Origin of the sequence: Faecalibacterium sp. I4-1-79 (genome assembly GCF_023347235.1) — a bacterium.
In the GTDB taxonomy this organism is placed as follows: Bacteria; Bacillota; Clostridia; order Oscillospirales; family Ruminococcaceae; genus Faecalibacterium; species Faecalibacterium tardum.
In genome coordinates this window covers 802,047-821,725 of the sequence record NZ_CP094467.1, presented here as the reverse complement: position 1 = coordinate 821,725, position 19,679 = coordinate 802,047, and the positions used below count along the sequence as shown (strand labels likewise).

14 protein-coding genes are annotated in these 19,679 nt (G+C 60.6%); 13 read left to right on the top strand and 1 reads right to left on the bottom strand.

What is annotated here, in order from left to right; genetic code table 11:
- Nucleotides 1-107 precede the first annotated feature (107 nt).
- The 10 genes from glgB (at nt 108) to MTP36_RS03935 (ending at nt 14,360) form a co-directional block, all read left to right on the top strand.
- Entirely contained in the window at nt 108-2,063 is a 1,956-nt protein-coding gene (gene glgB / locus MTP36_RS03980) for a 1,4-alpha-glucan branching protein GlgB (protein ID WP_249253702.1), read from the top strand.
- A gap of 135 nt (nt 2,064-2,198) precedes the next feature.
- Nucleotides 2,199-4,121, top strand: a complete 1,923-nt coding sequence (locus MTP36_RS03975; protein WP_249253700.1) for a hypothetical protein — start codon at nt 2,199-2,201, stop codon at nt 4,119-4,121.
- Nucleotides 4,122-4,151: 30 nt separating this feature from the next.
- The gene (gene tig / locus MTP36_RS03970) at nt 4,152-5,126 is read left to right on the top strand and encodes a trigger factor (RefSeq protein ID WP_249253698.1); all 975 of its coding nucleotides are present in this window, start codon (nt 4,152-4,154) and stop codon (nt 5,124-5,126) included.
- Nucleotides 5,127-5,130: 4 nt separating this feature from the next.
- A complete protein-coding gene (locus tag MTP36_RS03965; protein ID WP_249253696.1) occupies nt 5,131-6,441 on the top strand; it encodes a 4Fe-4S dicluster domain-containing protein in 1,311 nt (436 codons plus the stop codon).
- 481 nt (nt 6,442-6,922) lie between these two features.
- On the top strand, nt 6,923-8,947 hold the full coding sequence (locus MTP36_RS03960) for an ABC transporter substrate-binding protein (protein WP_249253694.1): 2,025 nt from the start codon (nt 6,923-6,925) through the stop codon (nt 8,945-8,947).
- Nucleotides 8,948-9,618: 671 nt separating this feature from the next.
- Nucleotides 9,619-10,560: an ABC transporter permease gene (locus tag MTP36_RS03955; RefSeq protein ID WP_249253692.1), complete on the top strand. Its 942-nt coding sequence runs from the start codon at nt 9,619-9,621 to the stop codon at nt 10,558-10,560.
- Nucleotides 10,560-11,582 carry an ABC transporter permease gene (locus MTP36_RS03950; RefSeq protein ID WP_249253690.1) on the top strand — a complete coding sequence of 341 codons (1,023 nt, stop codon included), beginning with the start codon at nt 10,560-10,562 and terminating at the stop codon, nt 11,580-11,582. Before MTP36_RS03955 ends, MTP36_RS03950 begins: the two co-directional genes overlap by 1 nt.
- 12 nt (nt 11,583-11,594) lie before the next feature.
- Entirely contained in the window at nt 11,595-12,644 is a 1,050-nt protein-coding gene (locus MTP36_RS03945; protein ID WP_249253688.1) for an ABC transporter ATP-binding protein, read from the top strand.
- 1 nt (nt 12,645) lies between these two features.
- The gene (locus MTP36_RS03940; RefSeq protein ID WP_249253686.1) at nt 12,646-13,578 is read left to right on the top strand and encodes an ATP-binding cassette domain-containing protein; all 933 of its coding nucleotides are present in this window, start codon (nt 12,646-12,648) and stop codon (nt 13,576-13,578) included.
- Nucleotides 13,579-13,760: 182 nt separating this feature from the next.
- Entirely contained in the window at nt 13,761-14,360 is a 600-nt protein-coding gene (locus MTP36_RS03935) for an NPCBM/NEW2 domain-containing protein (protein ID WP_249253684.1), read from the top strand.
- A 2-nt stretch (nt 14,361-14,362) separates the two neighbouring features.
- Here the strand turns inward: MTP36_RS03935 and MTP36_RS03930 are convergent, their stop codons facing one another.
- Nucleotides 14,363-14,665: a hypothetical protein gene (locus MTP36_RS03930; protein ID WP_249253682.1), complete on the bottom strand. Its 303-nt coding sequence runs from the start codon at nt 14,663-14,665 to the stop codon at nt 14,363-14,365.
- A gap of 152 nt (nt 14,666-14,817) precedes the next feature.
- Between MTP36_RS03930 and MTP36_RS03925 the strand changes: the two genes are divergently transcribed.
- The 3 genes from MTP36_RS03925 (at nt 14,818) to MTP36_RS03915 (ending at nt 19,510) form a co-directional block, all read left to right on the top strand.
- Nucleotides 14,818-16,692 carry a class I adenylate-forming enzyme family protein gene (locus MTP36_RS03925; RefSeq protein WP_249253681.1) on the top strand — a complete coding sequence of 625 codons (1,875 nt, stop codon included), beginning with the start codon at nt 14,818-14,820 and terminating at the stop codon, nt 16,690-16,692.
- Nucleotides 16,693-16,725: 33 nt separating this feature from the next.
- Entirely contained in the window at nt 16,726-17,778 is a 1,053-nt protein-coding gene (locus MTP36_RS03920; protein ID WP_249253679.1) for an SGNH/GDSL hydrolase family protein, read from the top strand.
- A 313-nt stretch (nt 17,779-18,091) separates the two neighbouring features.
- Nucleotides 18,092-19,510 carry an AAA family ATPase gene (locus MTP36_RS03915; RefSeq protein ID WP_249253677.1) on the top strand — a complete coding sequence of 473 codons (1,419 nt, stop codon included), beginning with the start codon at nt 18,092-18,094 and terminating at the stop codon, nt 19,508-19,510.
- Nucleotides 19,511-19,679: the final 169 nt, after the last annotated feature.

Below are 19,679 nucleotides of genomic sequence, written 5' to 3'. Positions count from 1 at the left end.
GCTATCATGCCGGTAAACAGCCGTTTCTCTTGGATAGTTTGCCCAAATAGCTTTGTACCAACCGGCGCACACCGCCGGTCAACATAGAGAAGTAAGGAGATCTTTGCATGAATTACCCTGTGATCCCCCGCACGTTTTTCAGTGGCGACTGCTTCGATGCCTACCGCATTCTGGGTGCGCACCCCTGCACCGACCCGAACGGCGCCGAGGGCTGGCGTTTTGCCGTGTGGGCACCCGGTGCCACCGCCGTGGAGGTGTGCGGCGGCTTTGACGGCTGGGAGCGTGGTGTGCCCATGGAAAAAGCCGATACCGGCGTGTGGAGCGCCTTTATCCCCGGCCTTGCGGAGGGGGATCTGTACAAATACCGCGTGCATGGCGCGGACGGCAGCACCGTGATGCGCAGCGACCCCTACGCCTTTGCCACCGAGCTGCGCCCCGGCACCGCCAGCAAGCTGACAAAGCTGGATTTCACCTTTGACGACACCGCGTGGATGGAGCGGCGGGACAAATGCCGCAACCGCCCGCTGAACATCTACGAGCTGCACGTCGGCAGCTGGAAGCACAAGCCCGGCGCAAGCAAGCCGGACGGCTCGGACGGGTGGTACAACTACGAGGAGCTGGCGCGGGAGCTGATCCCGTGGCTGCTGGAGCACCACTTTACCCATGTGGAGCTGCTGCCGCTGGCAGAGCATCCCTTTGACGGCAGCTGGGGCTACCAGACCACCGGCTACTTCTCGGTGACCAGCCGCTACGGCACCCCCGCCCAGTTTGCGGGCTTTGTCAACGCCTGTCACCGCATGGGCATTGGCGTCATCATGGACTTTGTGCCGGTGCACTTTGCCGCCAACGCCGATGCTCTGGCAAAGTTTGACGGCACCTACCTGTACGAGTACGACAGCGACGTGGGACAGAGCGAGTGGGGCACCTGCAACTTCAACTACTACCGCCGGGAGGTGTGCAGCTTTCTGAGCAGCGCCGCCGGGCTGTGGATGGACGTCTACCACTGCGACGGCATCCGCATGGACGCCATCTCCCGGGCGCTGTACTGGCAGGGCGACCCCAACCGCGGCGTAAATCAGGGCGCGGTGAACTTTTTGCGCAGCCTGAACCACGGCCTGAACGAGCGCTGGCCCACCGGCATCTACATGGCGGAGGACTCCACCAACTTCCTCAAGGTGACCGCCCCCACCCGCTACGAGGGCGTGGGCTTTGACTACAAGTGGGACATGGGCTGGATGCACGACACGCTGGACTACTTTGCCACCCCCTTCGGCGAGCGCCCGGGCTGCTACGGCAAGCTGCTGTTCAGTATGCACTACTTCTACAACGAGCTGTATCTGCTGGCGCTGAGCCACGATGAGGTGGTGCACGGCAAAAAAACCATCATTGATAAGCTGTGGGGCAGCTACGCGGAAAAATGCGCCCAGCTGCGCACCCTGTATTTTTATATGTATACCCATCCCGGCAAAAAGCTGAACTTTATGGGCAACGAGCTGGCACACTTCCGGGAGTGGGACGAAAAGCGGGAGCTGGACTGGAATTTGCTGGAATACCCCTTCCACGATGCCTTCCAGAAGTACTTTGCTGCCCTGTGCCGCATCTACGCCTCCGAGCCTGCTTTGTATGACGGCGAGTACAACCCGGACTGCTTTGAGTGGGTGGCCAACGAAAGCTGCGCCGAGGGCGTGTACGCATGGCTGCGCAAGGGGCGCGGGCAGAACCTGCTCTGCGTGATGAACACGCAGGACCACGCCCACAAAAAGTTCCCCCTGTACCTTAAATTCCCCTGCAGCGCAGAGCTGGTGCTGGACACCGAGGCCGGCACTTGGGGCGGCGTGCACAAGGCGCACCGCAAGCAGAACTTCCACACCACCGACGGCGGCGTGTTCGGCAGGGACTACACCCTGACGCTGGACCTGCCCGCCATGGGCAGCTATCTGCTGCGGCTTACCCCGGAAGCCCCGAACCCGGACGCCGCCCGCCTGAGCGCCAACAGGGCGCTGGCGCAAAAGCGCAAGGCGGCAAAGGCTGCAAAGGCTACTGCGGAAGTTTCCGACAAGTAATATTTATGCAAAAATGTCCCGTCTGCTTTGAAAGCGGCGGGACATTCTGCATTTTTCGCCGCCGGGGTGCTGGACAGTGCCCCGGGGAGTTGTTATACTGTAAGGTATGAAACTTTGCAAGGAGGGTCTTGTTCCATGACCGAACCCATTACAAAGCCCCGCGTTTCCGCTGCGGCGAAAACTGCGCTGGTGCTGGCTGCAGCGGCGGTGCTGCTGGCCGTTTTTGCGCTGGCTGCGCCCGGCAGTAAGTTCTTTTTTCCGCTGGTGAGCCTGTGGTGCAACTTAGTGCTGTTTGCCTGTGTGCTGCTGGTGCTGCGGGTGGCGGGGATCAAATTTGACCTCTTCCACAAAGCGGTGCTCGTCGGCCTGTGGGCGGCGTCGCTGGTCTACTTTTTCTGGGCGTTGAACCGCCGCAGCTTTGTGTATATCTGGGATTACGTCAACTATATCAACAAACAGTACGGCGCCGAGGCCGCCTTTTTGCAAAGCCCGGCGGCGGGTTTCCAGTACATCTTCGGCTCCCTTGCCGAGGACTACACCAACTTCATCACCCTGTTTCTGGATTTTCCCTTCTGCCTGAGTGACCGCACCGGCGACAGCTTTGCCTTCTGTCAGGTGTTCAGCATCCTGCCCATGCTGCTGGTGCTGCTGGCAGGGCTTACCATCAAGGTGGGGCAGATGCTGCGGGTGAAAAACCGCTTCTGGTACTTCCTCATCGGCATGACCTGGATGGTCACCTACCCGTGGCTGCGCATGAGCGCCATGCTCAGCCAGCCGGACTGGTTCGGCCTCATCTTCGCCTTCAGCATCCTGCTGCTCACGCTGGACTTCCGGTTTGAAAAGCTGGAGCCGGTGCGCTTTTGCCTGTTGTTCCTTGCCACGGCAGCCATCATCCTTTCCCGCCGGTGGTACTTATACTTTGTGGTGGGCTACTACTTTGCCTACGCGGTGCTGGTGCTGGTAAGCAGCGCGCGCACTGCCCGCGCCGGGCAGAAAAAGCAGGCGCTTTTGCAGGTGCGCAACCTCGTGCTGTTCGGCCTGATGAGCATGGTGGCCATGCTGATCCTGCTGTGGCCGATGGTCAGCCGCATCCTCGCTTACAGCTACGCCGAGCGCTATTCCTACTATAACGGCGGCGGCTTTGTGGCCGAGATCTCGCTGCATTTCTTCCGCATGGGTCTGATGAACCTTGTGCTCGTGGGCATGGGGCTGTGGTTCAGCCTGAAAAAGCGCAAAATGCCCGCGCTGCCCTGCCTTGCCGGGCTGGAGATCCTTCTGAGCATGCTGCTGTTCACCCGCATCCAGAACACCGGCTCCCACCAGATGCTGCTGTTCCTCCCGGGGTGGTTTCTCCTGTTTTTGCTGGGCGCCGCGGCGCTGGCCGAGGGCATCAGCCGCTTCCGGGCGGCAAAGGTCGTGTTCTGGGTGTTCACGCTGGTGTTTGCCACCTCGGTGCGCTGCTCTCCCCTGACCACCATTGCCCTGCCGGGCTTTCTGGTGGATCACTTCCCCCTCAAGGCGGCGTCGGAGTTCGTCCGGCTGGACAAGCTGATCTACGACCGCAAGGATCTGCCGCAGATCAAGGCCATTGCCAACTGGATCGACACCCACTGCGCCGAGGGTGAGCTCAGCTACATGATCCCCCACGATATGCTGTACTGCCCGGATCACTTCAAGAACTGCCTTCTGCCCGAAATGCCCATCAACGATAAGCTGGCCTTCGGTTTCTCGGTGCCGGGCACCCACAACTTCCCCATGCAGTTCTTTGAGGCAAAGTACGTCCTTACCGCCGACCCCTTCCCCCAGACCTTTGTGGGCAGCGGCGAGATGTCCCACAAGCTGAACGAGAGGTTCCTTGCGGTGCGGGACGAGTACTTTACACAGGAAGCCACCTTTGATATGGGCAACGGCACCACCTTTACGATATGGCGGCGCACCGCAAGCCCCACCCGCGCCGAGGTGGAGTACTACCTGAGCGCCTTTAAAGAAGAAGATGCCCAGTACCCGGAGATGTTCTCCCAGATCGCAGAAAGCTGGCTGGCCGCCCGCGGGCTGTAACGCCGCTTTTATAAAAAGGAGTGTTCGACTATGGAACAGACTGCAAACACCATGCCCGCTGCCGCCTTAGGGCAGTACAAGGGGCTTGCCTTCACCCGCCGGGTGCGCCCGGTATCGGAAAAGGCCGTAGAAGCGGATATCGGCAATCTGGCGCGGGTCCACGCGCCCTTTGTGCCGACTGACGCGCCCGCCGCCCGCGGGATGCGCGTCACGCTGGATTTCGAGGGCTTTCTGGAGGGTGCGCCCATCCCGGACAGCCGGATGGAAAAGGTGACCGTGGTGCTGGGCACCGGGCAGCTGATGCCCGCCGCTGAGGAAGCGGTGTACGGCCACTGCGCGGGCGAGACTTTCCGCTTCGACTTCACCTACCCCGCCGACTTCCGGGTGCCGGAGCTTTCCGGCAAGACGGCGCAGTTTGAGATCTGCCTGCACACGGTAGAGCGCAAGCAGGTGCCCCCGGTGGACGATGCCTTTGCCAAGGCACAGGGCTTTGCGGACTTGGAAGCCCTGCGGGAGAGCCTGCGGGAGAAAAAACGCCTGTCCCACGAAGCCAACGCCGACCGCATTGCCGGGGCGGCGCTGCTGGATATGGCAGGCGCGAACCTGACCGTGGAACTGCCCGCAGAGCTGCTGGCACAGAACGCCGAATACCAGATGACCCAGCTGCGCCAGCGGCTGCGCAAGAGCCAGATGACCATGGAGCTCTACTGCAAGAGCGCCGGGCTGACCCCGGAGCAGGTGCGGGAGGGCTACCGCAAGGAAGCCGAGCGACAGCTGCGGGCAATGCTGGCAGTGCGCGCCATCGCCGAAGCTGAAAAGATCACCGTGACCCAGCAGGAGGTGGACGCCGAGATCGCCCGCCTTTCCAAGCTGCACGACACCCCGGAAGAAGAGATCCGCAAGGTGCTGAGCCGGGACGCCATCGCCGCCGCCGTGACCAACCAGAAGGTGCAGCGTTTCCTGCTCGACCACGCTGCCCTTACCTCTGTTGTGGAAAAGGAGTAAGACCATGGGCTTTTTTACCAGAACTGCAATGGATGCCCTGATGAAGACCAGCCATCCCGAGATCAACCGCCGCCAGTGCTGGAACCTGCACCCCCACCGCAAGCCCTGCACGACCTGCAAGGACATCTGCCCATACGGCGAGGAGATCTTTACCCGCCCGAACCTTGTCAAGGACTGGGACCCCTGCACCGACTGCGGGCTGTGCGTTTCCGCCTGCCGCAGCGGCTGCATCGCCCCCTCGCCCGAGCAGGTGCAGCGGGATACCGCCGCGGCGGACACCGACAGCGATACCATCTGGATCGGCTGTGAAAAATCCACCCGCAAAAACACCGTGGTGCGCAGCTGCATCTGTGCGCTTTCGTGGGAGGCGCTGGCATATCTGGCGCTGAACAAAAAGATCGTGCTGGACCTGACCCCCTGCGGGCAGTGCGAGAACGACCTTTGCGCCGAGCAGCTGCGTAAGGAGCTGACCCGCCTTGTGGACTTTTTCGGTCAGCCGATGTTCGAAGCGCGGTTCTCGCTGGCTTATGAGGAAAAGGAGTACCCCTACCATGTGCAGGAGCTGACCCGCCGCGAGATGCTGGAACAGGTGAGCCACGGCTCCAAGAGCGGCACCAAAAAGCTGCTGCAAATGCTGCCCGGTCTGCGCAGCGAGGAGGACAGCGGGGTGGACTTCCGTCTGCTGCTGCACCAGCGCACAAAGCAGCTGAAAGCCGCCATGGAAACGCCCCTGCAGTACGGCTACTATATGCCCAAATTCACCGACAACTGCTTTGGCTGCGGCCGGTGCGAAAAAGCCTGCCGCGCCAACGCTTTGAAGTTTGAGGAGATGCCAAACGGTCAGACCCGCATGGTGCTTACCCCGTGGAAGTGCAGCGAGTGCGGCGTGTGCATGAACGTGTGCTCCAACAAGGGCTTTGACGGCATGAAGCTGTACCAGCTTACCACCCTTGGCCCCGTGGTGCTGCACAAGTGCACCAAGACCCTGTGCAAGCAGTGCGGCAAGCCCATTGCCCCGGACAGCGCCGAGGGTCTGTGCTCGGTGTGCCGCATCAAGGCGCGCACCCAGAAGCGGCAGGAGGAAGCGCGTCTGCGCGCCGAGCAGCTGAAGGCCGAGCGTGCCGCCAAAGCCGCTGAGGAAGCCGCCAAGGCAGCGGAAAACGCTGCGGAAGCTATGGCAGAAACTGCCGCCGAAGCTGCCGTAAAGACTGCGGAGACCGCCGCCACTGCCCTGCCCGATACCATCCCCGCCGGGCAGAGCGCAGCCCCTGCAAACGTTGCTGCACCCAGTCTCGAAGCGCCGCGCTCCGAGTAACAGCCGGACGATTGGGAATGCGCTCCGCGTTGCTTTGCGCATAAATAGCGGAAAAATTATTTTAAATAGAGCAATGCCGGAGCGTCTGCGGACGCTCCGGCATTGCATTTTCACGGGGAGGGGTCACCCCTTCAGGCGCTAACGCGCCAGCTCCCCCAAGGGGGAGCCTTTGGGTGCTGCCGGGAACTTTCCCGCCGCCGCTGAAGCCTTCACCCGCCGGGGGAAGGTGGCGCGCAGCGCCGGATGAGGGGCAACACCCATTAGCCTTGCTGCGCCCTCTCAGTCACCTGCGGTGACAGCTCTCCCAAAGGGAGCGCCTGAGAGGGCGCAGACCGGCAGCCCAGTGGAAACTATTTGACGTTGCGCCCAAACAATGCTATACTGGACTTAAAGTTACCAGTAATAGCCGACAGACTGTTCAAAAGAGGTAACGGATGTGGTTCCGTTGCCTCTTTTTTTACAAAGAGCGAAAGAGGTTTTTATGATGCATCATGCTTTTTCCCGCCGTCAGTTTTTGAAGGCCGGCGGTGCGGCAGCCCTTTCTACCGCTGCTGCCGGGCTGCTGAGCAGCTGCGGCGGCTCCGCTGCGGGCGACACTGCCGGTGACGGCAGCGCCACCTACACCGTGCTGTATGCCCGCCAGCCCGCCACCCTGAATTATCTCATCTGCTCTGCCGACCCGGACCTGTACCACGGCACCCATTGCGTGGACACGCTGGTGGAGTACGACAGCCGTGGTAAGATCCGCGAAGGCCTTGCCACCAGCTGGGAGTGGGACGCCGACACCCTGACATGGACCTTCCACCTGCGGGATGAGAACTGGGTGGACTATACTGGCGCGGTGCTTGGCCCTGTGACCGCGCAGGACTTTGTGGACGCGCTGGCCTATCTGCTGAACCCGGACTACGCCTCCGGCACCGCCAGCCTTGTCACCCCCTATGTGGCCGGGGCTGAGGACTACTATAACTACTGCGTCTGGCGCAACAACGCCAACAACGGCACCGTAGCCGAGGACGGCACCACCTACACCATCGACGCCGCAGGCACCGTGACCCTGACCGCCGCCGACGGCAGCACCACCACCTGCCCTGCTGTGGATTTTTCCTCCGTGGGCGTGGCAGCTGTGGACGAGCACACCCTGACCTATACTTTGAACTACGACTTCCCGGGCTTTTTGAGCCTTTTGAACTACGCCCCCTTTGAGCCTGCCTACGGCCCCATGCTGGCGGAGCTGGGCGACCAGTTCTGCACCAGCGCCGAGACCGCCTGCAACTGCGGTGCGTTCTATCTGGCAGAGTACACCCCGCTGGAAAGCTGGGTGATGAAGAAAAACCCCGAAAACTACGATAAGGACAATGTTTACATCGACACCATCCGCTACATCTACAATCAGGAGGCGCTCATCAGCGGCCCGGAGATGGTGCGGCGCGGCGAGATCGATCAGGCCACCATCAGCTCGGATATTCTGGACAGCTGGCTGGCAGACGATACCACCAAGGATATGGTGTCCATGGATCGCCCGGAGACCGGCAAGAGCTACTTTTATTTCTTCAACTTCCTGCCCTACGCCCACCAGTTCCCCAACTGGAACACCACCGGCGTGGATGCCCAGTACCAGCCGGACAACTGGGCCAAGGCGGTGAACAGCACCAACTTCCGCAAGGCGTTCCTCTACGCCATCAACCCCGCCGTTACGCTGGCGGTCACTGCGCCGGAAGGGTACGAAAACTACAAGCTGCACACCATCACCCCGCCCTCCTTCTGCGCGGACAGCAAGGGCGTGGACTACACCGAATGCGGCGCGCTTGCCAAGGTGACCGACCACTTCAACGAAGCCACCGCCAAGCAGTACCGCGACGCCGCCGTGCAGGAGCTGACCGCTGCGGGGGCTACCTTCCCCATTAAGGTGCAGTACCCCTACAACCCCGCCGTGGTGGACTGGGACAAGCAGTGTCAGGTGTTCAAGCAGCAGGTAGAGGGCGTACTGAACGACGGCTTTGACTTTGTGGATATTATCATCACGCAGGGGCCGTCGGATAACTTTTTGAACGCAGTGCGCCGCGCGGGTGCCTACGAGTTCATGTCCTACTACTGGGGCGCGGACTACTCCGACCCCGAGACCGAAGTGTACCCCTTCTATCAGGAAGCGGGCGACCGGGGCACCTGCTATGCCTTTCTGCGCACCGGCGTAGAGGACGGCATCATCACCGGCGAGACCGCCGACTATGTCATGACCTACATGGACATGGTAGAAAAGGCCAAGGCCATCACCGCTGACCTCGACGCCCGGTACGCCGCCTTTGCCGATGCCGAGGCGTACCTCATCGAGAATGCGCTGGTCATCCCGCTCAGCCTGCCGGTTCCGCCCTACATTGCCACCCGGCTGAACCTGTGGGAGGGACAGTACGCCCCCACCGGCTTTTCCTCGAACCGCCTGAAGGGCATCCATATCCTCGACCACTACGTTTCCATGGACGAGTATAACGCCAACCGGGATGCACGGTAAAACGATTCAAATGCGCTCCGCGTTGCTCTGCGCATAAATAGCGGAAAGAATATTTTTAATAGAGCAAAGCCGGAGCGTCTGCGGACGCTCCGGCTTTGCATTTTCACGGGAGGGGTCGTGAAGGAAAACGGCATTTGCAGCGCCTGCTTCCTGCGGAAGCGGCGGCGCTGCGGGAAAGCACTGCCAGTCTGCGCCCTCATCCGGCGCTACGCGCCACCTTCCCCCGACCGGGGGAAGGCTTCAGCAATGGCGGCAAAGTTTCCGGGCGTGCTCGCTCCCCCGGGGGGAGCTGTCGCGCAGCGACTGAGGGGCTATAAATGGAGAAGCGAAAAAAGCGTTAAAGCGATAGCGCCGACTGGCGCAGCGCTAGCTTTTTTGTGCTTCGACTTCTTCTTTAGGATTGTCAAGGGCGTGCAGCCCTTGACCTGTTGCGGGGTGGGTGGAGTCCAGAGGTAGGGAGGGGGGAGTCGGAACACCCCTCCCTGCCTCTGGCCCAGCGGAGCGTCTTTGCACGCTTGCGGCAAGCAGAAGCTTTCCCCGTGAAGCGGAGCGCATTCAAAATCGTCCCTCTTCTCATTTTCCCGCAAAAGCCCACAAAGCACTTCCCAAAAAGGGCAATTTGCGGTATGCTATATCTATCGATATTTCAAGTAAAAAGAGAGGTGCACACCATGGTGCAATATCTTGCAAAGCGCATCGGGCGCTCGGTGCTGACGCTGTTTATCATCGTGACGCTGGTGTTCTGCCTGCTGCGGCTCATGCCGGTGGAAGGCTACTTTGCAAACTACGAAAAAATGTCCGAGGCGCAGATTCAGGCCGGGCTGCAATCTATGGGGCTGCTTGACCCCCTGCCGGTGCAGGTGGGGCGCTTTTGGAGAAACGCTTTGCACGGCGACCTTGGGGTGAGCCATATCTATAAGGTGAACGCTCCGGTCACCCAGATTTTAGCGCAAAAGCTGCCCATCTCTGTGCAGATGGGCGTGCTGGCCATGCTGCTCAGCCTTGTGCTGGGCATCCCGCTGGGGCTTGTGATGGGGCAGTACAAGGGCCGCTGGCCGGATAAGCTGGGCACGGCGCTCATCGTGCTGATACAGGCTGTGCCCGCTGCGGTGTACTTTTTGTACATCCAGATGTACGGCACGGCGGCGGTGGGCGTGGGACTTTTGTTCAACGCCGCAAACTGGCGGTACTGGGTGCTGCCGGTGTGCAGCATGAGCCTTGCAAACCTTGCCTTTTACGCCATGTGGCTGCGCCGCTACATGGTGGACGAAAGCAACAAGGACTACGTTCGCCTTGCCCGCGCCAAGGGCGTGTGCGGGCGGGATATCGCGCTGCATCATGTGTTCCGCAACGCCATGGTGCCGCTGGTGCAGTATATCCCCTCGGCATTTCTCAATACCGTGGTGGGCTCCATTTACATCGAAAGCCTGTACAGCATCCCCGGCATGGGCGGGCTGCTGGTCACCTGTGTGCAGCGCCACGACAATACCATGGTGCAGGGCATCGTGCTGCTGTACGCCTGCGTGGGCATCGTGGGGCTGATACTGGGCGATATCCTGATGGTGCTCATTGACCCCCGCATCAATTTTGGCAAGAAGGAAGGTGGCCGCTGATGTTCAAACGTGCGTGTTCCCGTCAGCTGGAAGCGCAGCTGAACACCCTGCAAAAGGACGGCCCCGCCGCGTGGGCAACCCTGCCGGAGGAGGAGCTTTTCACCCCCGCCGGGTTCAGCAGCCAGCAGGCCGAAGCCACTGCCAGCACCAGTTACAGCTACTGGGGCAGCACCTTCCGTGCCTTTTTCAAAAATAAGCTTGCCGTGGCGCTGCTGGCAGCGCTGGCGGCGGTGGTGGTGTTCGCCTTTGTGCAGCCGCTGCTGCCCGGGCAGGCAGACCCCAACCTTTGCGCCGTAGACCCCGCCACCGGCATCCAGTACCGCAACATCGCCCCGGGGCAGCAGGGCTTTCTCTGGGGCTCCAACTCCATCGGGCAGGACCTGTGGGCGCGCATCTGGGCGGGCGCGCGCACCAGCCTGACCATCGCCTTTTTCGTGGCGGTCATCGAGGCTGCCGTAGGCATTACCGCCGGTGTGCTGTGGGGCTATGTGCGCGGGCTGGACTTTGTGTTCACCGAGCTGTACAACATCTTCGATAACATCCCCACCGCCATCGTGCTGATCCTGATCTCCTATGTGGCTACCCCCAGCATCTGGACGATGATCCTTGGTATGTCCATCAAAGGGTGGATCGAGATGGCGCGGTTCATCCGCAATCAGATTTTAATTATCCGCGACCGGGACTATAACATCGCCTCCCGCTGCATCGGCACGCCCACGCTGCGCATCGTGCTGCGCAACCTGCTGCCGTATCTGGTTTCGGTCATCATGCTGCGCATGGCGCTGACCATCCCGGAAGCCATCGGCAACGAGGTGTTCATCACCTATATCGGCCTTGGGCTCTCGGTGGAAACGCCCTCGCTGGGCAATCTGGTGAACGACGGCCGCAAGGTGATGATGCAGGCCGGGCTGCGGTATCAGCTGCTGTACCCCACCCTGATTTTAAGCTTTGTCACCATCGCCTTTTACCTGATCGGCAACGCCTTCTCGGACGCTGCCGACCCCAAGAACCATCTGCAATAAGGAGGATATCCCATGACCCAAGACCCCATCCTCTCGGTGCGCGGCTTGCAGATCCGGTTCGGGCTGCGCGGGCGCACCCTGCACGCCATCCGGGACATCGACCTCGACCTTTACCGGGGCGAGGTGCTGGCCCTTGTGGGCGAGAGCGGCTCCGGCAAAAGTGTGTTCACCAAAAGCTTTATGGGCCTTCTGGACGCGAACGGCAGCATCACCGGCGGCAGCATCGACTACTACCCCACCCCCGGCTGCACCCCGCTGCACCTTGCGGCGCTCAAGACTGAAAAAGAGTGGCTCACCGTCCGCGGGCGGGAGATTGCCATGGTGATGCAGGACCCCATGACCAGCCTGAACCCGCTCAAGACCATCGGCGAGCAGATCACCGAGGCCGTCACCCTGCATCAGGGCTTAAAGGGCGCTGCTGCGCGGGAAAAGACGCTGGAATACCTGCGGGACGTGGGCATCTCCGACCCTGCGCTGCGGTATAAGCAGTACCCCCACGAGTTCTCCGGCGGCATGCGGCAGCGGGTGGTCATTGCCATTGCGCTGGCGTGCAACCCCAAAATACTGCTCTGCGACGAGCCCACCACCGCGCTGGATGTGACCATTCAGGCGCAAATTTTACAGCTGCTGCGGCAGATGCGGGAAAAATACCACCTGACCATCGTGCTCATCACCCACGACCTTGGCGTGGTGGCAAACCTTGCAGACCGGGTGGCGGTGATGTACGCGGGCGACATCGTGGAAATTGGCACAGCAGACGAAATTTACTACGACCCCCGCCACCCCTACACATGGGCGCTGCTGTCCAGTATGCCCCAGATGGGCGTGAAGGGCGAGGATTTGTTCAGCATCCCGGGCACGCCGCCCAACCTGTTTGCCGAGATCCACGGCGACGCCTTTGCGCCCCGCAACCCGCAGGCGCTCAAGATCGATTTTGTCAAGCGGCCGCCCTACTTTGCGGTATCGCCCACCCACAAGGCGCGCACATGGCTGCTGGACCCTCGTGCGCCCCACATCGAGCCGCCCGCTGCGGTGAAAAAGCTGCAAAAGGAGGGGCTGTGATATGGCAGAGCCGTTACTGGAAGTAAAAAATTTGCAGGTGACCTACGGCAGCGGGCGCAAAGCTTACGCTGCGGTGCAGAACGCCAGCTTTACCATCTATAAGGGCGAGACCTTCGGCCTTGTGGGCGAGAGCGGCTCCGGCAAGACCACCATCGGCCGCGCCATCCTGCGCATTTTGCCCACCACCGGCGGCGAAATTTTATACAAAGGTCAACGCATCAACGGCAAAATTCCCCGCGCGCTGGATAAGCAGCTCACCCGGGAAATTCAGATGATCTTTCAGGACCCGCAATCCTCCCTGAACGAGCGCTCCAAGGTAAGCTACATCGTGGGCGAGGGCTTGCAGAACGTGCGCCCGGAGCTGAGCGCCGCGCAGCGGGAGGCGAAGGTGCGGCAGGCGCTGTTGGACGTAGGTCTGCTGCCGGAGTTTGCTTCCCGCTTCCCCCACGAATTTTCCGGCGGGCAGCGCCAGCGCATCGGCATTGCCCGGGCGCTGATCGTAGAGCCGGAGTTCATCGTGGCGGACGAGCCCATCAGCGCACTGGATATGTCCATCCGGGCGCAGGTGCTCAACCTGCTGCGCCAGCTGCAAAAACAGCACGGCATCACCTACCTGTTCATCGCCCACGACCTTTCGGTGATGCGTTATATTTCCGACCGCATTGCCGTCATCCGCAAGGGCAATATTCTGGAGCTGGCGGACGCCGAGGAGCTGGTCACCCACCCGCTGCACCCCTACACCCGCAGCCTGCTGTCCGCCATTCCCATGCCGGACCCGCGCCGGGAGCGGGAAAAGCAGCTGCTGGTCTACGACCCCGCCATGCACGACTACACCGCCGCGCCCCCCGCGTGGCGGGAATTGCGCCCGCGCCATTGGGTGCTGTGCAATGACGCCGAGGCGGAAAAGTGGCTTGCCGGGAGCGGGACGATTTGAAATGCGCGCCGCGTTCGCTTTGCGCATAAATAGTTGCTGTTGCATTATAAAGTTGAATTGCTAGAATTTTCCGACAACTACCTTGACAATCAGCGGTATTGCTCTATAATATAAGTGTATACTATGCAAAAAAATGCATGGGAACGTTTGGAGGACATAATTAATAACAAGGAGGCAGTACGATGAAAAAAATGGAGCGCAGAAAGTTTTTGCAGGTTATGGGTGCGGCGGCTCTTGTGGGCGCAGCGGGTGCTTTGACGGGTTGTGGCCCGGTGCCTGGGCCGGAACAGAATAAAGGCGATGGCTCGGTTTCATTGGCATCGCTGGATGCGTTCACCGGACATTTGGAATGGAACAACGGCGTAGAACCAGAGGATGTCTCCGGAAACAGTTACTCCAAAGCGGTCAACTATATGGTTTGTGCATTTTCGAACGGATCCGAGTGGGATTTCTTGAAGAGTTATACCTCGAATGGATATGGGTACGGTTTTGCAGAGTATCGTGTATCCAAAAAATATAAGAAGCTGACCATGAAGCTGGCACCGCACAAGCTGATGAATAAGGACGGAAACGCTTATATTAAAGTGTATGCAGATGATAAGCTTGTAGCAACTTCGGAGTTCGTGAAGAAAAAATCTTCGGTAATCGACTTTGAAGCAAATATTGCGGACGCAGAATATATCAAATTGGAAGTGTATGTCCATACAGGAAATTCCATCGGCGAGGGTCCGGATGGCAATGATGGTGCGCTCATCATGGCGGACGCAAAGCTGTGGTCGTAACGTTATAAAACGATGGACGAACGAAATGTCAGCCGCCGGAGTTTTTTTAAGGTATCGGCAGTACCTTGCTGGTTTCGGCGGTGATTGGTATAACTGGCTGCGGCAAAAAGAGTCAGCCGAAAACAAAAACCAAAGAGGAATTGCTTGCGGGTGGTGCAGACCCGGACGCAAGGCTTATGATGTACCATACATATAAAGAAGCGAAGCAAAACCAGTCCAAAAATGAATAAGTAGTCAAAAGGGGCTGTTGCAAAATAGCTCTCTGAAAAAATCATGCACAAAACCCGGAACCTTTTCAGGGTCAAAACGACTCAAAAAGGGTTCCGGGTTTCTGTTTTTGCACTATTTCTTTGTGCAAGTTGCTATCGCATTTTTATTTTGCAACAGCCCCTTTCCCTTTTTCACGGTTGCACGGTTTGTTTATTGACTTTCCCCTGCGGTTCTACTACAATATTGAATGAGAGGTTTTGCCTTCTCTGATGCAGCAGCATCCCGGCAGCTTTCCACTATGGCAAGCTGCCTTTTTTGTCTGCCGCAGACGCTGCGCCGGGCAGCAGACCTGAAAAGAGAAAAGAAGAAAAAAGTGAAGAAAGGTTTTGATCCTATGACGGAAACCACCAAGCAGCCGGTCTATGCCTCCAAGGCAAAGCCTTGGCTGAAGTATTATGAGGAAAAGTACATCCACCAGACCGTGCCGGAGTGCTCGGCCTTTGAGCTGGTCTGCCGCAACAACGAGCGGCATCTGGGCGACACCGCGCTGGAATACTACGGACGCAAGTTCAGCTATGCCGACCTGATCGTGCAGGTCAAAAAGACCGCCGCCGCCCTGCAGGCGCTGGGGGTGAAAAAGGGCGATATCATCACGGTGGTCAGCGTGATGACCCCGGAGGTGGTCTACGCCTTCTACGCCGCCGACCTGCTGGGCGCTACCCTGAATCTGGTGGACCCCCGGTACAGCACTGAGGGCATCCGGGAGTACATCGAGGAGGTGGAGTCCCGCCTGCTCATCTGCCTGAACGTGGTGTACCCCCGCTGCCATCAGGCTGCAAAGCGCACCAGCGTGGAGCGGGTGGTGGTGCTCAGCCCCGCCGACAGCCTGCCGCTGGCCAAGGCCGTGGGCTACAAGCTGACCAACCCGGATAAAAACCGCTACGCCTCCAACGTGCTGCGCTGGAAGGACTTTATCGCCGCAGGCAAGGGGCACAGCCCCGCCGCCGTGCCCTACGACCCTCAGCACACCTGCGTGGTGGTGCACACCGGCGGCACTACCGGCTCGCCCAAGGGCGTTATGCTGACCGACTACTGCTTCAACGCCCTTGCGCAGGAGTTTGCCGCCCAGAGCCGCCTGTTCCATCGCGGACAGAAGATGCTGAACGTGATGCCGCCCTTCATCGCCTACGGTTACAGCTGCGGCATCCACATGCCGCTGGTCATGGGGCTGCATATCATCATCATCCCTAATCTGGACCCGGAAAAGCTGGGCGCGCTGGTGTGGAAGTACAAGCCCGCGCACATGTTCGGCGTGCCCACCCACTACCAGCAGCTGGCTGCTGACCCGCTGCTGAAAAACAAAGACCTCTCCTTCATCCGCAACTACGCCGCCGGCGGCGACTCCCTCTCGCTGGGCGCGGAGCAGACGGTGAACCAGTTCCTCAAAGCCCACGGGGTGGAGTACCCGCTGGCAAAGGGCTATGGCATGACCGAGGTATCCTCGGCAGCTACCATTGCCGCCGGTAACGTGACAAAGCCCGGCAGCGTGGGCATCCCCATGGTCAACACGGTGGTCTCCATTTTCGAGCCGGGCACCGAGACCGAGCTGCCCATCGGTCAGCGCGGCGAGATCTGCATCTGCACCCCCACCGCCATGAAGGGCTACTACAACAAGCCCGAGGAGACCGCCTATCTGCTGCGCCGCCACGCCGACGGCCAGCTGTGGGCGCACACCGGCGATATCGGTTCCATGGACGAGGACGGCTTTGTGTATCTGGATGCCCGCATCAAGCGCATCATCATCCGGCACGACGGCTTCAAGGTGTTCCCCTCCATGATCGAAAACGTCATCAGCCGCCACCCTGCCGTGCAGCAGTGCTGCGTGGTGGGCTGCGCCGATACCGACCACACCCAGGGACGTCTGCCCTTCGTTTTTGTGGTGCTGGACCCTGCCGCCACCGGCAAAAAGCGCCAGATCCTGCGGGAGCTGCGCCAGCTGTGCCGCGAGGAGCTGCCGGAGTATGTGCAGCCCGCATCCTCGGCCTATAAGATCATCGCCGAAATGCCCATGACCCCCGCCGGCAAGGCCGACTACCGCAAACTGGAAGAGGAGCTGGGGTAAACCCGCCTTCCCTTGAGAAAGAAGGGACCATCCATGAACCATCCCCGTTTTGCCGCATGGCTGTGCAGCGCCGCTGCGCTGGTGCTGCTGGCTGTGCCCGCCTTCGCCCAGCAGCCCGATGCCCTACCGCCGGAGGATGCCCCCGCCGCGCAGGTGCAGACCGCCCCTGCGGATGTTCCGTCCCCGACAGCGGAGACTGCCCAGCCCGCCCCAGACGCAGAACCCCCTGCTGCTGACCCTCAGCGCACCTATGTGGCGCTGGGCGACAGCATCGTTTCCGGCGTAGGTCTGCCGGATTTCAAGTACACCGAAGCCGCCATCGGCATGGACGTGGCCGCAAACTTTGAGGGTTACCCGGAGCAGTGCTATGTTTCGCTGGTGGGCAAGGGGCTTGGACTGGACCGTCAGCACGCCATCGATCTCGGCCTGCCCGGGCTGACCACCGGCGACCTTGTGGATATGCTGCGCACCGGTGCAATGCCCCAGATGAACCAGCAGGCGGGCACCTACTACGTCTACCCCCAGATGCTGGACTATATCCGGCGTGCGGATATCATCAGCGTGCAGGTCGGCTCCAACGATGCGCTGGTACCCGCCCTTGTGGCGCTGGGCAACGCCACCAACTGGAAAAGCGAGCAGCTGGTAGCCACCCTCGTCAGCGGCGTGCTGCGTACCCCCAGCTTTGAGAATTTGCAGCGGCTGAACAGCGGCCTTTCCCGCCTGCGGCTTACCCGCGAGGAGCGCAAAGCCACTACCCAGCTTTTGCTGGGCGGCGGCACCGACGCTATCTGCGAGCAGGCGTATCAGGACGCCGCCGTCAACATGCCGCAGGTGGTGGCCCAGCTGCGGGCGCTGAACCCGGACGCGCAGATCATCCTTGTAGGCTACACCAACCCCGTGCCTCTACTGCCGGAGTGGACGCAGCTGTTCCGGCGGCTGAACGCCCTTGGCAAGAGCCTTGCCGCCCAGAACGAGAACGTGACCTATGTGCCCATCCCCTTTGCCATGACCGCCACCGATGCCCACCCCACCGTGAGCGGGCATAAGTACATCGCCAACCGCATCCTGCGGGCGGTTAAGAAATAAAAGGATACGCAAAAACCGGGCAGCCCGCGGGCTGTCCGGTTTTTGCTGTCTCTCCCCCAAAAATCGCACGTTTTCGGTGGATTACGCGGGGGAAAATACTTTGCCAGCTTTTGGCAGATTTTTCCCGTGCGGCGGAGGTTGTTGTGCGCTGCTGCGTTGGTTTTTAGTTTACAGCTGCCGCGCTTGTGTTTACGTTTCGTATATCTCGTGTGCGATAATACGCTCTGGCTCCCAAAAAGTACACACTGGTTTTTCCGCGTCCATCGCCTTAGGATAAGGGTAGATACTTTATGTCCGAAGGAGGTTTTTTTACATGGACGCAAACAAGTACCGTACCGCCTACGACAAGGCGCAGGCCGTCCAGCACGAGGTTTGGACGGAGCTGTGCCAGCATCTGGAGCACGCGCCGGATGCCCAATTGCTCAGCGATTACACCGCCACGCTGGTGTATACACTGGACAAAGACCGCCGCGAGGAAGCCCTGCGGCTGCTGCGGGGGCAGCTGTACAGCCGTCAGCTGCGGGACACCGGTCGGGTGGAGAGCTGGTATACCGACTGCGGGGCGCGCATGGGGCAGGATATCGAGGGCTTTGTGGCAAACGCCCGCCAGCAGTATGTGCAGGCCGGCCTTGCCGAGGAGCAGCGCGCCGAAGCCGAAGCCAAACAAAAGGCCGGGCGCGGGCGGTTCCGCATCCGTCCCGCCAGCGCCTTTGCGCCGGAGCGCGCCGCCTATCTGGTGCAGCCCTACCTGCCCCGGGGCATGATCAGCATTCTGGGCGGCGTGTCCGCTGCGGGCAAGACCAGCCTTGCGCTGGATGTGTGCGCCCGGCTTACCCGGGGCGCTGCCTTTGCGCCGGACACCCCGCCGCAGCCCCCCGCCACCGTGCTCTACCTTACCGCCGAGAACGACCCCAACAAGGTGCTGCGTCCCCGCGCCGAGGCCATGGGGGCAGACCTTGACCGGCTGTACTTTCAGGACGGTGCCAGTTACAGCATGGGCGACGAGGAGCTTGCCGCCCTGTGCCGGGTGTACCGCCCGGCGCTGCTGGTGTTCGACCCCATCCAGAGCTATCTGGGGCAGGGGGTGCAGATGAACCGCGCCGAGCAGGTGCGCCCCTTGCTGGACCATCTGGGTGCCCTTGCCAAGGAGCTGGACATGGCGGTGCTGCTCATCAGCCACATGAGCAAGCCCGGCCCCGGGGTGTGCAGCGCACTGGACCGTCTGCTTGGCTCCAGCGATTTCCGCAACGCCGCCCGCAGCATCCTCATTGCCGGGCGGGACCCGGAGCACCCGGAGGTGCGGGTGGTGGCCCACGCCAAAAACAGCCTTGGTCAGCCCGGCGAAAGCCAGCGCTACCGCATCTGTCCGCAGGGCACGGTGGCCTACGACGGCCCCTGCACCCTTACCGCCGACGCCATCATCCGGGAGGCGGGCACCCCCGCCACCGGCAATGGCCGTCCCTCTGCCGCCCTTGCCAACGCCATCGAGGCGCTGGAAAAGCAGCTGTCCTTTGTGGGCTGGGTAGAGGCGGGCGAGGTGTACCGCCTGTGCGCCGAGCGGGATATCTCGGACAGTACCATCCGCAGGGCACGCATCGCGCTGGATTTGAAGCTGTTGCGCGTTGGAAAGCCGCCGAACCAGAAGATCTACTGGCATCGTCCAGAGCTTGAACCGGCGGCTGTTGCTGCTGAGATCATCAACCTCAACAAACAGACGCAGCTGCCGCTTTGACCGCAAATGCGACTATTCAAAACAGGCGGCGAAGCCCTATGATACAAAGGGACTTTTGAAGAGTCGGACATTATTACCACTTTTTTATATTGAATAGCATCTAAAAGTAACGTAGTTCCGTTATGTTTGCAACTCTTCAAAACTTTGGCTACTTTTGAAGAGTCAGGGC

Excerpts from the sequence above, each read along its gene's own strand:
- glgB (WP_249253702.1), top strand. The coding sequence starts at position 108 with ATGAATTACCCTGTGATCCCCCGCACGTTTTTCAGTGGCGACTGCTTC.
- MTP36_RS03975 (WP_249253700.1), top strand. The coding sequence starts at position 2,199 with ATGACCGAACCCATTACAAAGCCCCGCGTTTCCGCTGCGGCGAAAACT.
- tig (WP_249253698.1), top strand. The coding sequence starts at position 4,152 with ATGGAACAGACTGCAAACACCATGCCCGCTGCCGCCTTAGGGCAGTAC.
- MTP36_RS03965 (WP_249253696.1), top strand. The coding sequence starts at position 5,131 with ATGGGCTTTTTTACCAGAACTGCAATGGATGCCCTGATGAAGACCAGC.
- MTP36_RS03960 (WP_249253694.1), top strand. The coding sequence starts at position 6,923 with ATGATGCATCATGCTTTTTCCCGCCGTCAGTTTTTGAAGGCCGGCGGT.
- MTP36_RS03955 (WP_249253692.1), top strand. The coding sequence starts at position 9,619 with ATGGTGCAATATCTTGCAAAGCGCATCGGGCGCTCGGTGCTGACGCTG.
- MTP36_RS03950 (WP_249253690.1), top strand. The coding sequence starts at position 10,560 with ATGTTCAAACGTGCGTGTTCCCGTCAGCTGGAAGCGCAGCTGAACACC.
- MTP36_RS03945 (WP_249253688.1), top strand. The coding sequence starts at position 11,595 with ATGACCCAAGACCCCATCCTCTCGGTGCGCGGCTTGCAGATCCGGTTC.
- MTP36_RS03940 (WP_249253686.1), top strand. The coding sequence starts at position 12,646 with ATGGCAGAGCCGTTACTGGAAGTAAAAAATTTGCAGGTGACCTACGGC.
- MTP36_RS03935 (WP_249253684.1), top strand. The coding sequence starts at position 13,761 with ATGAAAAAAATGGAGCGCAGAAAGTTTTTGCAGGTTATGGGTGCGGCG.
- MTP36_RS03925 (WP_249253681.1), top strand. The coding sequence starts at position 14,818 with ATGAGAGGTTTTGCCTTCTCTGATGCAGCAGCATCCCGGCAGCTTTCC.
- MTP36_RS03920 (WP_249253679.1), top strand. The coding sequence starts at position 16,726 with ATGAACCATCCCCGTTTTGCCGCATGGCTGTGCAGCGCCGCTGCGCTG.
- MTP36_RS03915 (WP_249253677.1), top strand. The coding sequence starts at position 18,092 with ATGGACGCAAACAAGTACCGTACCGCCTACGACAAGGCGCAGGCCGTC.